The following is a 14,446-nucleotide window of genomic DNA, read 5'->3' as shown; positions in this document are numbered from 1 at the left end:
CCGTGCTCCTCCGCGATCTGCCGGGCGCGCTCCAGGTGCCGGAAGGCGATCGCCTCGCTCTTGCTGGAGAAGTAGTTGTTGAACGTGCGCGAAGACACGCCGACCTCGGCGGCGATGTCCTCCACGCGGACGTTGTCCAGCCCGCGCTCCACGCAGAGGCGGATGGCAGCCCAGCTCAACGCGATGCGGGTCGCCCGCTTCTTACGCTCCCGCAGCCCTTCGACGCTCACACGGCCACAGTACCTATTTTTGCGCGATCAGAAAAGATGCGCGCTCAGCAAATATTTGCCGATAATATACAACCGATCGGTCGTTAATATAGTTTGAGCCCATGACACAAGACGGCCGCCGGCTGCGCGGGTTGCGCAGCCGGGAGGCGATCCTGGAGCAGGCGGTGGGCCTGGCCTCCGTCGAAGGGCTGGACGGGCTCTCCCTGGGGCGGCTGGCGACAGCGACCGGCACCAGCAAGTCCGGATTTTTCGCCCACTGGCGGGACAAAGAGCAACTGCAGCTCGACGCCGTGGAGTGGGCCGCGCGCCAGTGGACCGAGCACGTCGTGGCACCGGCCCTGCGGGCCCCCGCCGGCGTGCGGCGGCTGTTCGCGCTGCACGAAGCGCGGCTGACGTTCTACGACGACGGCGTGCTGCCGGGCGGGTGCTTCTTCTTCACCGTGCAGGCCGAGTTCGACGACCGTCCCGGGGCCGTGCGCGACCGCGTCGCGCGGTCCATGCGCGAGTGGCAGGAGTTCATCCGGCGGCAGGTGGCGGAGGCCGTCGCGCTGGGCGAACTCGCCGAGAGCGTGGACCCTGCGCAGCTCGCGTACGAGATCGACGCGCTCGGCGAGATGGTCATCATCCACTCCCGCCTGCACGGCGGGCCGGACTCGCTCCGGCACGCCCGCCGCGCCGTCCTGCAGCGCCTGCGCGCCCTCTGCCCCGACCCAGCACTTCTCCCGGAGAACTGATCATGATTGACGACGGCGTCTACGAGCCCGTGCAGGTGCATTTCGACGATCTCGACGCCATGGGCCTGCTGCACAACTCCCGGTACGCCCTGCTCGTCGAGCGGGCGATCGGCGCGTACTGGCAGCGCCTCGGCTGGACGCCCGATCCGGCGCGGTCGGCGTTCAAGGACGTGTTCCTCGCCGTACGCGAGTTCAAGGTGACCTACCACGCACCCATCGCCGGGGCGGGCGAGCAGCTGGTGCACTTCTGGCTCGAGCGCATGGGCCGCACCAGCGGCGTGTACGGCTTCCGCGTGCTCTCGGCCGACCGGGCGGTGATGCACGCGGACGGCTACCGGGTCAACGTCAACCTGGACCCGGCCACGTTCCGGCCGGCGCCGTTCAGCGACGAGCTGCGTACCGCCGCCGAACCCCTGCTCCGGACGGCGGCGGCATGCTGAGGTCCCGCCGGGTCGCCGGGCCGGCGGCCGGAACTGCCTGGCGCGGTGGGCAGGTGGCTCTGGGCCGACCTGGATCGAGCTGGCTTGTGGCGGAAAGTCGCATTTCGCCACGTCCCGTCGCCCTATGATCATCGGTACCTGGAAGACCGGAGCCGCGAGAAGGGATCGTCCGGTGGGGGACAGCTTTGACGCCTGGAAGGCCAGCATCGACACGACCAAGCCCAGCATCGCCAGGGCTTATGACGTCGTCCTGAACGGGAAGGACAACTTCGAGGTCGACCGCGCCTTCGTCGCCGAGATCGCGAAGGTCGTCCCCGAGATCTACGACGTGGCCGCCTACAACCGGCAGATCCTCGGCCGGGGCGTCCGGTACATGTGCGCCGAGGGCGTCACCCAGTTCATCGACCTCGGCTCGGGCCTGCCGACCGTGGAGAACACCCACCACGTCGCGCAGCGGGCGAACCCGGAGGCGCGGGTGGTGTACGTCGACAACGATCCGATGGTGCTGGCACACGGGCGGGCGATGCTGGCGGAGAACGAGAACACCGCGGTCGTCACCTCCGACCTGCGCGACCCGGCGTCGATCCTCGCCGACCCGGCCGTTCGCAAGCTCATCGACTTCGACCGGCCGGTGGGCGTGATGCTGGTCGGCATCCTGCACCACCTGCACGACGAGGAGGACCCCAGGGGGATCGTCGAGGCGTACATGGCGGCGGTGCCGCCGGGCAGCCACCTGTTCATCACGCACTTCTGCGACTCCAGCCAGGAGGCCCGGGACGCGGAGAAGAAGTACCTCGCGCTGCTCGGCACCGGCCGGTTCCGGACTCCTGAGGAGATCACCGCCTTCTTCGACGGCTTCGAACTGCTGGAGCCGGGCCTCGTCCCGCTGCCGCTGTGGCGACCGGACGAGCCGGTGCCGGCGGACCTGACCGTGGGGCAGCGGCTCATGTACGGCGGCATCGCCCGTAAGGGATAGCGGAAGCGGGCGGGTTCAGGTGAGCCCGCCGAAATCGATGACCCGCCAAGGAGCGTCGTCCGACTGCCTGCCCACCAGAAAGGTGTAGGGGAAATGGCGGTCGTCATCCGGAGGCTCTTCATTGCACCGGCGGACCTCGATGTCGACGTAGACCCTCCGGACCTGCCGGTAGCCGCCGGGCCCGTACTCGTCGGGAGTCGGTTCACCGACCTCGGAGATTTTGACGTCGGCCCATGTGCCGATCGGATCAGTGGGCCAGTGGTGGACGCGCTCGTAATAGGACGGCGCCGACAAAGCGCGGACCGCATCGTGGTCACGCGCCTGGACGGCGGCCAGGTATGCGCGGACCACCGCGTCGGCGGACGCGCCGGGCTTCGGCAGAACAACCGGCGGCCCCTGCGAAACGGCACACGTGGCACAGCCGCTGCCGAAATTCACGAATAACAGGGTGAGCAAGGTCGCGGCCATGTGTCTTACCCTCATTCGCGCAATCCTCGCGTCCTTCGCGGGTTCCTCGGCACCGCCGGGGAACATTCCGTACGAGAGCATGAGCAGGGGGAACGAGTCGGGCCGCACGGGCAGGGGCCGCCACGGGGAGCGGTGGCGCGTGCGTGGCGTCGTGCTGCCCACCGAGGAATGGGCCGAATTCTGGATCACGGACGGCAGGCTCACGTGCGAGCCGGTGCCCGGCGCCACCACCGTTGTGGACGGTGGCTGGCTGCTGCCGGGGCTCGTGGACGCGCACACGCACCCCGGCGCCCTGCGTCCGGGCGACCCGCTCGACCCGGCGCTGCTCCGGCAGCACGGACGTGACCATCTGGCGGCCGGAGTGACGCTCCTGCGCGTCCCCGGTTCGGCCGACCGGCTCCCCGCGTGGTTCGGGGCGGAGCCGGACCAGCCGCGCGTCGTCTCGGCCGGTCGCTGGCTGGGCCTGCCCGGCATGTTCTACGACGGGTGGACGCGGCACGTCGGCGAGGCGGAGCTGGCGGACGCGGCGGTCGAGGAGGCGCGCGCGTCCGGGGGCTGGTGCAAGGTGTACGCGGACTGGGTGGTCGGCGAGGAGGGGCTCGATGCGCCGCCGCTCCCGGCCGGCCTGCTCGCCGAGCTGACCCGGCGGGTGCACGCCGTGGGCGACCGGGTCGCTGTGCACGCGCAGACGGAGGCGGGCGCGCGGGCCGCGGTGGCGGCCGCGGTGGACAGTCTCGAGCACGGGCTGGGCCTCGACCCGGCTCTGCTGGACCGGATGGCCCGCGGGCGGACGGCCCTGGTGCCCACGTTCACCGTCTGGGAGACCTTCGAGCAGGTCGCCCGCGCCTCGGGGTCCGACCGGTTCCGCGAGTGGTTCCGGTCGGCCCACGCGCGCCTGGGGCCGCTGGTGTCGGCCGCGTACGAGGCCGGGGTGACGGTGCTGGCCGGGACCGACAGCTACGGGACGCCCGAGCTCCCGCACGGACGGGTGGCCGGCGAGGTGCGCCGCCTGGCGGCGTCCCCGATGCCCGCCGTGGCGGCGATCGGCGCGGCCTCGTGGACGGCGCGCTCCTTTCTCGGCTTCCCCGGGCTCGGGCACGGCGCTCCCGCCGACCTGGTCGCCTATGACGTGGACCCGCGCTCCGACCTCGCCGCCCTGCACTGCCCGGCGCGCGTCATCCACCGCGGCCGGATCATCCGCTGAGCCCCGGCGCGCTGGGCCCCCGTCTGCGGAGCCGCCGCCCGCTGGCCTCCGTCTGTGGAGCCGCCGTCTGCTGAGCCCGTGGCTATGCCTGGCCCTCTTCCGGCAGGCCGTTGTCGAACTGCTGCGGCTGTACGGGCCTGTGCGGCTTGCCCCGCTCGCCCTTCACCAGGGCGGCGGTGTCGGGGTAGTCGGTGACGAAGGCGTCCACGCCCAGGTCCAGGTGCGCGCGGTACTCCGCCGGCGCGTCCCCATGGTCGATCGGGTTCTGGCCGCGGCGCAGCTGGAGGGGCAGGTACTGGTTCTCGCTGCGGAAGGTGTACACGCCGATCTTCAGCCCCGCCTTGTGCGCGTCGGACACCAGCGTCGTCGGGGTGCCCGAGCTGCCGTCCCGGTTGATCGGGATCACCGATGACTTGTCCGGCCCGATCCACTGCGCGTACTTGGCGATCTCCGCCAGCCCTTCGGGCTTCATCATGTCCGCGTAGGTCGTCGGGTCCCCGGCCGCCGTCAGGTCGTACGGCCGGCCGGTGGTGCCCAGCGCCTGCCAGAGCGGCACGCGCAGGTCCCTGGCCACCCGCTTGAGGCTGGACGGCTCGAACGACTGGACCACCACCGGGCTGTTCGGCCGGTCGAGCCCGTTGCGCTTGACGGTCTCGATCAGTGGCTCCTCCAGCGGCAGCCCGATCGACCTGAAGTAGGTCGGGTGCTTGGTCTCGGGGAAGACGCCGACCTGCCTGCCGTACTGGCGCGAGAGCCGCTTGGCCAGGTCGAGCACCTCCTGGAAGGTGAGCACCGGGTAGTAGCCGTTGTACACCGTGTTGCGCTGGCGGATGGCGGGCAGCCGCTCGACCGCGCGCAGGGTCTTCAGCTCGGCCAGCGTGAAGTCCTCGGTGAACCATCCGGTCACGTTGCGCCCGTCGACGACCTTGGTGGTCTTGCGGGCGGCGAACTCGGGACGCAGCGACACGTCGGTGGTGCCGGAGATCTCGTTCTCGTGCCTGACGACCAGCACGTGGTCCTTGGTCGGCACGAGATCGGGCTCGATCCAGTCGGCGCCCATGGCCACGGCCAGCTCGTACCCGCCCTGTGTGTGCTCGGGGCGGTGGCCCGCCGAGCCGCGGTGGCCGATGATGACGACCTGCGACCGGTCGGGGGCGGCCTCCGCCGCGGCCGGAGCCGCGGCGGCTCCGGCCAGGGGGGTGAGGACGGCGAGGGTGGTGGCTGCGAACTTACGCACGTGGGACTCCCTGCGGTGTCCGCACCGGAGACTCTCACCGGTGATCACCGCGGCCATTATGGTAAGGACCGAAACGCCGTTTTGGGCCAATAATGGCGGAATATCCGGTAACGAGCTCGAGCAGACCTCGGCTAGAGAGTCGAGGTCTGGGCGGCGTCGGCCGGCTGGGTCGGCGCCGGCTTGGCGGGGATGCGCTTGCCCAGGGTGACGAAGAGCAGGACCAGACCCACGGTCAGGAGGATGTGGCCCAGTCCGGCGACCCCCGCGATGGCCTCGTTGCCGGCATGGCCCAGCACCGTCAGGGTCCCGTGGAGGGTCATCATGGCGACGGTCACCGCCAGGCCCGCGTTGTAGATCCAGAAGAACCAGCCGAAGAGGCGGCTGGAGGTCAACGCGAACAGCTTCTCCAGGACGAGGACGAGGAGAAAGAAGAGCATCCCGAGCGCCAGCAGGTGCGTGTGGACGACGCCGAGCTGCGTGTCGCCGGTGAAACCGGTCAGCTTGGTGATCTCGCGGTAATAGAGGCCGCTGACCACGCCGAGGATCATGTAGACGTGGGCAACGTTGAGGATCTTCCTCATGGGTGCTGACCTTCGCTCTCACGCAGGGCTGGACCGTAGTCCGGTTTTGTCTTGAGGAGTATCGGGCTAAAGATCCGTTTTCGCAATTCCGGTCAGCTGATCGAGCAGGTGCCGGCTGAGGAACGACAGCTGGGCTTCGATGGCCTGCTCGTGCATCTCCGCGAAAGGCGCGTAATGGCTGCCGGGCAGGCGGACCAGCTCCGCGCCGGGCGCTCGGCGCGCCGCATCGATCGCGGGTCCCGGGGGAGCGCTCTGGTCCTGATCGCAGGTGAGGACGAGCAGCGGGCTCCGTACGCGGGACGCGTCGCGGCCCGGCTGGTAGAACGCGAGACGGAGCGCGGAGCGGGCCGCGACCTTCTGCTGCCAGTCCGAGTATCTGCTGTCAGGGTCGAGCGCGTCCGGGCCGTCCAGCGCGTCCGGCGTGACCAGCATGGCGACGGTTCCCGGCTCGCCGGCGAGCGGCACCAGCAGGGGCCGCCGCCGGCCGGCCAGGGCCCCGACGGCGTCGGCGATGCCCCTGCCGGTGAAGCGCAGCATCGCGAGGGGCTTCTGGTGGCTCGTCACGCTGCGCATGGCGGCGAGGCCGCCGACGTTGGGCGTCTGGGCGATCACCGCCGCGAGCCGCGGATTGCGTGCCGCCACGCGGATGACGTGACCGCCGGACGCGGAGAACCCCCAGAGTGCGAGCCTGTCGGCGTCCACGCCCGGCAGGGTCGCGGCGAACGCGATCGCGGCCTCCCAGTCGGCCAGCAGGTTCTTGACGGGGAGAACGAGATGCGGTTGTCCACCGCTCTTCCCGACACCGCGGTAGTCGAAGGCGAGAACGCTGAAACCGGCATCGTGAAATCGCTTGGCGAACAGGTCGGTGGCCGGCTCCTTGGGCACCGCGAACCCGCCGGCCATGATCACACATGCGCCGTTCGTTCCGGGATAGTGCCAGGCGGCGCATTCGGTGCCGCCGCTGGCGAAGCGAACCGCCTGCCGCGCGCCGGCCTCTGCTGATGTCATGGCTAAAGTGAACCACTTGGTTCTCAAATTGTCCATCAAGCCGACGCCGCAGCCTCTTCCCGCTCCAGCGCACGGATCAGGGCCTCGAACCCGGCGGCGATCCCCTCCGCGTCACGGCTGGTCCGCCACTCCACCAGGAAGCCCCGGAGCGTCCCGAGGATCATCTCGGCGACCTCGAACTTGCGCTGCTCGGACCAGGTCTCCGGACAGAGCGCCACCAATGAGGGCAGATAGAGCCGCGACGCCTCCCGGCCGAGCCAGCCGTAGCGGCCGGGGTCGTACATCGCCAGACCGATGGCCTGGTCGAGCAGGCGCAGGCCCGGATCGTCCCCGCTGAGCACGGGCCACATGGCGCGTACCCGAGCGGCCAGCGTCCGGTCGGCGGGTCCGGCGGTGGCGACGGCCATGGCGTTGACGGTGCGCCTGTCGCGCAGCTTGAGTACGGCCTGCTTGAGCAGGTCGTCGGCCCCGTCGAAGTGGTAGAGCAGCACCTTGTGCGTGGTGCCGGCCGCCCGCGCGGCCCGCCGGAGCGAGAAGTCCACCAGCCCGTTGACCGCGAGATCGTCGGTGACCCGGTCGAGGAGTTCGCGGCGCCTGGCCTCGCCGCGCGGCGACCCCGCCGACCGCCGGTAGCCTGCCCGTCCTGGTGAGCCGTCGTCGGCGGAGGTGTTCAGATCGGAAGCTTCCACGATCACGGATCCTCACATAGTGAATCCGCGACCTCCAGCGATCGTGGATCGCGGGTCGTCATGGCGGTTCGATGTCCTGGCGGGGCTGCTCACGGCGGTGCCGGCAACTGGCGTAGCTCCGTCCGCTCATCGTAGCTTGGTAGGAGGTTGCGCCTCCCAGCAGGGAGAATGCCGGTCGTGGCGAGATCGCGGCCGGTTGACGCAGCATCCGAGTGCTGAATCCCGAGAGCCGCCCTCGCCCGCAGCCGGAGGCAGGCATGTCATAGCAGCCGGAAGAGAATCCAATGAGCACACCCAAAGTCGCCGTGATCACCGGCGCGTCCCAAGGCATCGGCGCGGCACTGGTGGCCGCGTACCGCAAGCTCGGCCACGCGGTCGTCGCGAATGCTCGAACGATCGCGCCCTCCGATGACCCCATGGTTCGGACCGTCGCCGGCGACATCGCCGCCCCGGCCGTCGGCGCGAGCGTCATCGGGGCGGCGCTCGACGCGTTCGACCGCGTGGACACGTTGATCAACAACGCCGGCGTGTTCATGTCCAAGCCGTTCACCGAGTACACCGACGAGGACTACGAGCTGGTGACGGGGGTCAACCTGCGAGGGTTCTTCGAGATCTCCCAGCGGGCCATCGACGTGATGCTCGCCCAAGGTGGCGGACACGTGGTCAACATCACGACCACCTTGGCCGAGTACGCCGACAGCGGCGTGCCGGCCGCGCTGGCGGCGCTGACCAAGGGCGGCCTCAACTCGGTCACCAAATCCCTGGCCATCGAGTACGCCTCGCGCGGCGTCCGGGTCAACGCGGTCGCGCCCGGCGTCATCCGCACCCCGATGCACCCGGCCGAGACCCACGAGTTCCTGGCCGGCCTGCACCCGGTGGGCCGGATGGGGGAGATCCACGACGTCGTGGACGCGATCGTCTACCTCGAGACGGCGTCGTTCGTCACGGGCGAGATCCTGCACGTGGACGGCGGCCAGAGCGCCGGTCACTGAGTGCGCCGGGAAGGAAGCAGCATGGCCGGCACCGAGACCCAGATCCTGCGCACCGTCCTGGACCGGTGGGCGGCCGCGGTCAACGCACACGACTCCACGCGCGTCGCCTCGTACTTCACCGACGACGCGATCTCCCACCCTCCCTTGAGGTTTCGTCAGCGGCCGTCGACTCGCTGCGATGCCTCACCGAACACCCAGGGCGAGGTCTGCCCGATGAAGTCGGCGGGGAACCCGGCGACGAATCCGGTGGCCTCCTCCAGCCGCCGCACCGCCTCGTCCGGCAGCTCGCAGTCGAGCGCGGCCAGGTTGTCGGCGAGCTGCGTCACGGAGCGCGCCCCGATGATGGGGTGCACGGCGCGCGACCGGGCCCGCGTCCATGCGATCGCCACCTGCGCGCTGGTGACGCCCAGCTCTCCGGCCACGTCCTGCACCACGCGTGCGACGGCCAGGTCGTGGTCGCTGATCGACTCGGCCGGGATCCGGGTGCCCGGCCCCGCGGTGCCCTGGGCGAACTTGCCCGACAGCACGCCGCCGCCCAGCGGGCTCCAGGCCGCGACGGTCATGCCGTACGACTCGGCCATGGGCAGCAGCTCGCGCTCGATGTCGCGGTTGAGCAGGCTGTAGGGCACCTGCAGGCCCGCGAAGGGCGTCCAGCCGCGCCACTCGGCCAGTGTGTTGGCCCGCGAGACGATCCACGCCGGGGCGTCGGAGATCCCGACGTACAGCACCTTTCCGGCGCGGACCACGTCGTCCAGGGCACGCATGGTCTCCTCGACGGGGGTGTGCCGGTCCCACAGGTGCACCCAGTAGATGTCGAGGTAGTCGGTGCCCAGCCGGCGCAGGCTGGTCTCCAGGGACAGGACGAGGTTCTTGCGGTGGTTGCCCGCGGCGTTGGGGTCGGCGCCGTCGCGGGAGACGGTGTACTTGCTGGCCAGCACGAAGGCGTCCCGGCGGGCCGCGAGCAGCTCGCCGAGGATCTCCTCGCTGGCGCCGCCGCGGTAGTTGACCGCCGTGTCGATCACGTTGCCGCCCGCCTCGGCGTACGCGTCGAGCATCTGGCGGCACTCGCCGATCGGTGCTCCCACCCCGCCCTGCTCGCCGAACGTCATCGCACCGAGAAACAACTCCGAGACCCGCAGGCCGGTCGATCCGAACAGCCGATAACGCATGATCAATCCCTTCAAGAGCGGTCATGTCGCATTCTGCGGCCCCTGCGGCGCGGTGGCGATCTTATGGCGAAGGTTCACTGAATTGCCCCGAATATCTCCGGCAGCCGCAGCTCGTGCTGGTGCGCCCGACCCCACGCCGGCTCCGGGTTCGTGTACCGACAGTGACCGGCCTTGTCGTCCGCGTCGAGATGGGCGATAGACTTTTCAGCAGAGGCTTGGGCCGGACAGGGGAGTGGGCCCAGGCCGGCACACGGACCGGGGGCTGGCGTGGGTAGCGGCCTGACCCAGCGCGCGGTGGCCGCGGGGATCGTGCTCGCGCTGGTCGTCGGGGCCACCTTCGTGATGTTGCTGTACTCGATGGCCGGCATGCGCCGTTCACAGCTCCAGGCCGGGCACTCCACCCAGGTCCTGGTGGTGGCCAACCGGCTGGAACGCCGGATCATGGACATGGAGACGGGCCTGCGCGGATACGCGTTCACGGGGCAGGAGCGCTTTCTTCGGCCGTGGCAGGAGGCCGTCGCCATCTACCCCAAAGAGACCGGCGAGCTGAAGAGGCTGGTCGCCGACAATCCCGCGCAGCGGGAGCGCGTGCACCGGATCGTGGCCGCGGGCGCCTCGTACATCGACGATTACACCAAGCCGCTCGTGCTGGCCGCCCGCCGCGACGCCGGCGCGGTCACGGTCACGGCGGTGGCCGAGGGGGAGCGGCGCGTGGACGCGATCCGCGCGGACTTCAGCGCGCTGGTGGCGGCCGAGCAGTCGCTGCTCGAGGCCCAGCAGCGGAGCTCCTACGAGGCCGCGCGCCGCGCCGGGGCCGTCGGGGCGGTGGGGCTGATCGCCTCCATCGCGCTGATCGCCGCGTACACGGCCTATCTCACGCGCGCGGTGGTCGCACCGGTCCGCCGCGTGGCAGCGACCGCCGGGCGGCTGGCGGGCGGCGACCTCGCGGCGCGCGTGCCGGGCCGCGGCGTCGGTGAGATCGGCCTCCTGCAGCGCAGCTTCAACACGATGGCGGCCACCCTGGCCCGCAACCGCGAAGAGCTGGCCGCCTCGCGGTCGCGTATCGTGACCGCCGCCGACCAGGCCCGCCGGCGCATCGAACGCGACCTGCACGACGGCATCCAGCAGCGGCTGGTCTCGCTCGCGCTCGAGGTCCGCACCGCCCAGGCGACGCTCACCACCGGGCCCACGACCGGGCTCACGACCGGGCTCCCGGACGACCGGACAGAGCTCGGCGAGCGGCTGAACCGGCTGGCCGACGGGCTGGGGGAGGCGGTGGACGAGCTGCGCGAGATCTCCCGCGGCATCCACCCGGCGGTCCTGAGCCGCGCCGGCCTGGGCCCGGCGCTGAAAGCGCTCGCCCGCCGCAGCCCGGTCCCGGTCGAGCTCGACCTGAACGTGCCCACCCGGCTGCCGGAGCCGGTCGAGGTGGCCGCGTACTACGTGGTCTGCGAGGCGCTGGCGAACACCGCCAAGCACGCCCGTGCGACGGTCGCGACGGTGCAGGCGGAGGCCCGGAATGGGCTCCTGCACCTCGAGGTACACGACGACGGCGCGGGAGGCGCGGCGGCCGGCGGAGGGTCGGGCCTGGTCGGAGTGACCGATCGGGTCGAGGCGCTGGGCGGGCGCATGACCATCACCAGCCCGCCCGCCCAGGGCACGACGCTCATCGTCGATCTCCCTGTCACCGGCCGGTAGGCGGTTCGGCCGTCGTTGAATTCTCGCAGCTCAGGCGGGCAGAGAGGGGGTGTGGACGCAAGTGCGACGCGGGTGGCGCTGGCGGACGACGACGTCCTGCTCCGTGAAGGGCTCGCAAGCCTGCTCACGAGCTCGGGGTTCGAGGTCGTCGGCCAGGCGGGGGACGCGCCCGGCCTCCTCGCTCTGGTCCGCGAGCAGAAGCCGGACCTCGTCGTCGTGGACATCCGGATGCCTCCCGGACACGCGACGGAGGGCCTGGAAGCGGCCCGCGTCATCCGGGAGGAGGCGCCCGGGACGGGCATCCTGCTGCTGTCGGCGCACGTCGAGGTCGAGCAGGCGATGGAGCTGATCGCCGCGGGGCAGCGGGTGGGCTACCTGCTCAAGAGCAGGGTGGTCGACGTGGGCGACTTCGTCGAGACGCTGCGGCGCATCGCCCAGGGCGGCTCGGTCGTCGACCCGAGCCTGGTCCAGGAGCTCATCGCGGCCCGCCGCAGGGACGACCCGCTGGAAACCCTCACCGAGCGGGAGCGCGAAGTCCTGGCGCTGATGGCCGAGGGCCGGTCCAACGCCGGGATCGCCCACCGGCTGTGGATCACCGAGGGCACCGTCGAGAAGCACGTACGCAGCATCATGGCCAGGATGCGGCTGCCGGAGACGGAGGACGACCACCGGCGCGTGCTCGCCGTGCTCACCTTCCTCGAATCCCGCTAGGCGACGCCGATGACCTCGTGGATCGTCCGCGCCGAGAGCTCGGACTTGGGCAGGAACGCGATCGCGGGGCTCTCGGAGATCAGGTCGGCGAAGTCGCTCTCGTCGTACGCCGAGATGAGGATGACGTTCGTACGATGGCCGTTCTGGGCCTCCAGCAGCCGCTGCGCCACGTCGAAACCGCTCTCTCCACCGAGGTCGATGTCGACCAGCGCGATGTCCGGGCGCAGCTCCTCGAACCGCGCCAGCGCATCGGCGCCCGTAGACGCCACACCGACGACGTCGATCCCCTCACGCTCCAGGAGCTGCCTCGCCGCCTGGAGAAAGTGATCGTTGTCGTCGACGATCAGACAGCACAGACCCACACGTTCAGAATCGCAGCAGGGTCCCTTCCCGCGCATTGCAGCTACCTGGAATCTCCGAACATGACCGACTTCTAAGGGTCCGGATCGGTTACCCATACGGTGAAGCGGGAAGTCCGCTTTCGTGTCCCCCCGGGCAGCCGTCGGAGGGAACACGTCGTGACCAGGATCGGGCCACAGCCGGAGCCCACGATCTCCACCCCGGCCAGTCGCCGGGGCAGAACCGGGCGGTTGATCGCCTCGGTGGCGTCCACCACGGACCACAAGGTGATCGGTTATCTCTACCTCTCGACCAGCTTCGTCTTCTTCCTCCTGGCCGGGATCATGGCGATGGTGATCCGGGCCGAGCTGGTCGCCCCGGGGCTGCAGTACGTCACGGCGGAGCAGTACAACCAGCTCTTCACCATCCACGGCACGGTCATGCTGCTGCTCTTCGCGACCCCGCTCTTCGCCGGGTTCGCCAACTTCATCATGCCCTTGCAGATCGGCGCCCCCGACGTGGCCTTCCCCCGGCTCAACATGGTGGGCTACTGGCTGTTCCTGTTCGGCGGGCTCATCGTGGTGAGCGGCTTCTGCACGCCCGGCGGTGCCGCCCCCTTCGGCTGGTTCGCCTACACGCCGCTGTCCACCGGGCACTTCAGCCCCAACATCGGCGGCGACCTGTGGGTGATGGGGCTGGCGCTCAGCGGTCTCGGCACCATTCTCACCTCGGTCAACTTCATCACCACCATCATCTCCATGCGGGCGCCGGGCATGACCATGTTCCGGATGCCGATCTTCACCTGGAACACCCTGCTGACCAGCATGATGGTGCTGATGGCGTTCCCCGTGCTGGCCGGGGCGCTGCTCGTGCTGGAGTCGGACCGCAAGCTCGGCACCCACGTCTTCGAGGCGGCCAGCGGCGGCGCGATGCTGTGGCAGCACCTGTTCTGGTTCTTCGGCCACCCCGAGGTGTACATCATCGCGCTGCCCTTCTTCGGCATCATCACCGAGGTGATCCCGGTGTTCAGCCGCAAACCGCTCTTCGGCTACATCGGCATGATCGGCGCCACCATCGCCATCGCCGGGCTGTCGATGACCGTGTGGGCCCACCACATGTTCGTCACCGGACAGGTGCTGCTGCCGTTCTTCTCGTTCATGACGTTCCTCATCGCCGTCCCGACCGGGGTGAAGTTCTTCAACTGGACGGGCACGATGTGGCGCGGTCACCTGTCCTTCGAATCGCCGATGCTCTTCGCGGTCGGCTTCCTGGTGACGTTCCTGCTGGGCGGGCTGACCGGCATCATCCTCGCCTCGCCGCCCCTGGACTTCCACATCAGCGACACCTACTTCGTGGTGGCCCACTTCCACTACGTGGTCTTCGGCACCGTGGTCTTCGCGATGTTCTCCGGCTTCTACTTCTGGTGGCCGAAGATGACCGGCAGGATGCTCGACGACAGGCTGGGCAAACTGCACTTCTGGCTGCTGTTCATCGGCTTCCACACGACGTTCCTCATCCAGCACTGGCTCGGGGTGCTCGGCTTCCCGCGCCGGTACGCCGACTACAGCCCGGCCGACGGGTTCACGACGCTCAACGAGATCTCCTCGGTCGGCGGGTTCCTGCTCGGGGTCTCGACCCTGGTCTTCATCTACAACGTCTACTGGACCTACCGCCGCTCGCCCAAGGTGGCCGTGGACGACCCATGGGGCTTCGGCAACTCGCTGGAGTGGGCCACCTCCTGCCCGCCGCCGCGGCACAACTTCACCTTTCTGCCGCGCATCCGCTCCGAACGCCCGGCCTTCGACCTGCACGTACCGCACACCGGCAGACCGCCGCTGCCCGCCGAGCCGCAGGCGGAGATCCCGCCGTCCTAGGGCCTGTTCGGGGTTCCGATCACGAGAGGGTTGTGGATTCGTCTGCGCGGTGTGGTCTGGCCTTGATAAGCCATGGGCATGGCGCGTGGTGACCTC

At 70.0% G+C, this 14,446-nt stretch carries 15 protein-coding genes and 1 pseudogene; 8 read left to right on the top strand and 8 right to left on the bottom strand.

Annotation, left to right across the window (positions count from 1 at the left end; genetic code table 11):
* Positions 1–47 precede the first annotated feature (47 nt).
* Positions 48–230 (bottom strand): annotated as a pseudogene (locus AB0H84_RS21440) (helix-turn-helix domain-containing protein); the annotation flags it as partial.
* Positions 231–331: 101 nt separating this feature from the next.
* Here AB0H84_RS21440 and AB0H84_RS21435 point away from each other — a divergent pair.
* The 3 genes from AB0H84_RS21435 (at position 332) to AB0H84_RS21425 (ending at position 2,380) form a co-directional block, all read left to right on the top strand.
* Positions 332–964, top strand: a complete 633-nt coding sequence (locus AB0H84_RS21435; RefSeq protein WP_357606620.1) for a helix-turn-helix domain-containing protein — start codon at positions 332–334, stop codon at positions 962–964.
* 2 nt (positions 965–966) lie between these two features.
* Entirely contained in the window at positions 967–1,404 is a 438-nt protein-coding gene (locus AB0H84_RS21430; RefSeq protein ID WP_357606617.1) for a thioesterase family protein, read from the top strand.
* A gap of 172 nt (positions 1,405–1,576) precedes the next feature.
* The gene (locus tag AB0H84_RS21425; protein ID WP_357606615.1) at positions 1,577–2,380 is read left to right on the top strand and encodes an SAM-dependent methyltransferase; all 804 of its coding nucleotides are present in this window, start codon (positions 1,577–1,579) and stop codon (positions 2,378–2,380) included.
* 15 nt (positions 2,381–2,395) lie between these two features.
* Here the strand turns inward: AB0H84_RS21425 and AB0H84_RS21420 are convergent, their stop codons facing one another.
* Positions 2,396–2,848: a hypothetical protein gene (locus AB0H84_RS21420; RefSeq protein ID WP_357606612.1), complete on the bottom strand. Its 453-nt coding sequence runs from the start codon at positions 2,846–2,848 to the stop codon at positions 2,396–2,398.
* Between the two features lie 79 nt (positions 2,849–2,927).
* Here AB0H84_RS21420 and AB0H84_RS21415 point away from each other — a divergent pair, with 79 nt between their 5' ends.
* Entirely contained in the window at positions 2,928–4,052 is a 1,125-nt protein-coding gene (locus AB0H84_RS21415) for an amidohydrolase family protein (protein WP_357606609.1), read from the top strand.
* Between the two features lie 82 nt (positions 4,053–4,134).
* Here the strand turns inward: AB0H84_RS21415 and AB0H84_RS21410 are convergent, their stop codons facing one another.
* The 4 genes from AB0H84_RS21410 to AB0H84_RS21395 form a co-directional block, all read right to left on the bottom strand.
* Entirely contained in the window at positions 4,135–5,289 is a 1,155-nt protein-coding gene (locus AB0H84_RS21410) for a glycerophosphodiester phosphodiesterase (RefSeq protein WP_357606606.1), read from the bottom strand.
* Positions 5,290–5,420: 131 nt separating this feature from the next.
* Complete coding sequence (locus AB0H84_RS21405) at positions 5,421–5,870, bottom strand: DUF2871 domain-containing protein (RefSeq protein WP_357606603.1); 450 nt, start codon at positions 5,868–5,870, stop codon at positions 5,421–5,423.
* 66 nt (positions 5,871–5,936) lie between these two features.
* A complete protein-coding gene (locus AB0H84_RS21400; protein ID WP_357606600.1) occupies positions 5,937–6,878 on the bottom strand; it encodes an alpha/beta hydrolase in 942 nt (313 codons plus the stop codon).
* A 35-nt stretch (positions 6,879–6,913) separates the two neighbouring features.
* Positions 6,914–7,567, bottom strand: coding sequence for a hypothetical protein (locus AB0H84_RS21395; RefSeq protein ID WP_357606598.1), 654 nt, complete (start codon positions 7,565–7,567; stop codon positions 6,914–6,916).
* A gap of 284 nt (positions 7,568–7,851) precedes the next feature.
* On the opposite strand from AB0H84_RS21395, the gene AB0H84_RS21390 reads away from it, so the two are divergent.
* Positions 7,852–8,559: an SDR family oxidoreductase gene (locus AB0H84_RS21390; RefSeq protein WP_357606595.1), complete on the top strand. Its 708-nt coding sequence runs from the start codon at positions 7,852–7,854 to the stop codon at positions 8,557–8,559.
* Positions 8,560–8,714: 155 nt separating this feature from the next.
* Here AB0H84_RS21390 and AB0H84_RS21385 read toward each other — a convergent pair whose 3' ends face one another.
* Positions 8,715–9,728 carry an aldo/keto reductase gene (locus tag AB0H84_RS21385; RefSeq protein ID WP_357606592.1) on the bottom strand — a complete coding sequence of 338 codons (1,014 nt, stop codon included), beginning with the start codon at positions 9,726–9,728 and terminating at the stop codon, positions 8,715–8,717.
* Positions 9,729–9,995: 267 nt separating this feature from the next.
* Here AB0H84_RS21385 and AB0H84_RS21380 point away from each other — a divergent pair, with 267 nt between their 5' ends.
* Both AB0H84_RS21380 and AB0H84_RS21375 read left to right on the top strand, forming a co-directional pair.
* Positions 9,996–11,426 carry a CHASE3 domain-containing protein gene (locus AB0H84_RS21380; RefSeq protein ID WP_357606589.1) on the top strand — a complete coding sequence of 477 codons (1,431 nt, stop codon included), beginning with the start codon at positions 9,996–9,998 and terminating at the stop codon, positions 11,424–11,426.
* 51 nt (positions 11,427–11,477) lie between these two features.
* Positions 11,478–12,137 carry a response regulator transcription factor gene (locus AB0H84_RS21375; protein ID WP_357606586.1) on the top strand — a complete coding sequence of 220 codons (660 nt, stop codon included), beginning with the start codon at positions 11,478–11,480 and terminating at the stop codon, positions 12,135–12,137.
* Here AB0H84_RS21375 and AB0H84_RS21370 read toward each other — a convergent pair.
* Entirely contained in the window at positions 12,134–12,499 is a 366-nt protein-coding gene (locus AB0H84_RS21370) for a response regulator transcription factor (protein WP_357606584.1), read from the bottom strand. The two genes, AB0H84_RS21375 and AB0H84_RS21370, sit on opposite strands and share 4 nt — an antisense overlap.
* 189 nt (positions 12,500–12,688) lie before the next feature.
* Here AB0H84_RS21370 and ctaD point away from each other — a divergent pair, with 189 nt between their 5' ends.
* Positions 12,689–14,350, top strand: coding sequence for a cytochrome c oxidase subunit I (ctaD, locus tag AB0H84_RS21365; RefSeq protein WP_357607159.1), 1,662 nt, complete (start codon positions 12,689–12,691; stop codon positions 14,348–14,350).
* The last annotated feature ends 96 nt before the right edge of the window (positions 14,351–14,446 follow it).

The organism is Nonomuraea sp. NPDC050786 (assembly GCF_040654115.1).
Classification (GTDB): domain Bacteria; phylum Actinomycetota; class Actinomycetes; order Streptosporangiales; family Streptosporangiaceae; genus Nonomuraea.
The sequence above is the reverse complement of the archived record's forward strand: the minus strand, read 5'-3'. Positions and strand labels throughout refer to the sequence as shown.

Coding starts and splice junctions, on each gene's coding strand:
- AB0H84_RS21435 (WP_357606620.1), top strand. CDS start 332: ATGACACAAGACGGCCGCCGGCTGCGCGGGTTGCGCAGCCGGGAGGCG.
- AB0H84_RS21430 (WP_357606617.1), top strand. CDS start 967: ATGATTGACGACGGCGTCTACGAGCCCGTGCAGGTGCATTTCGACGAT.
- AB0H84_RS21420 (WP_357606612.1), bottom strand. CDS start 2,848: ATGGCCGCGACCTTGCTCACCCTGTTATTCGTGAATTTCGGCAGCGGC.
- AB0H84_RS21415 (WP_357606609.1), top strand. CDS start 2,928: ATGAGCAGGGGGAACGAGTCGGGCCGCACGGGCAGGGGCCGCCACGGG.
- AB0H84_RS21405 (WP_357606603.1), bottom strand. CDS start 5,870: ATGAGGAAGATCCTCAACGTTGCCCACGTCTACATGATCCTCGGCGTG.
- AB0H84_RS21400 (WP_357606600.1), bottom strand. CDS start 6,878: ATGACATCAGCAGAGGCCGGCGCGCGGCAGGCGGTTCGCTTCGCCAGC.
- AB0H84_RS21390 (WP_357606595.1), top strand. CDS start 7,852: ATGAGCACACCCAAAGTCGCCGTGATCACCGGCGCGTCCCAAGGCATC.
- AB0H84_RS21385 (WP_357606592.1), bottom strand. CDS start 9,728: ATGCGTTATCGGCTGTTCGGATCGACCGGCCTGCGGGTCTCGGAGTTG.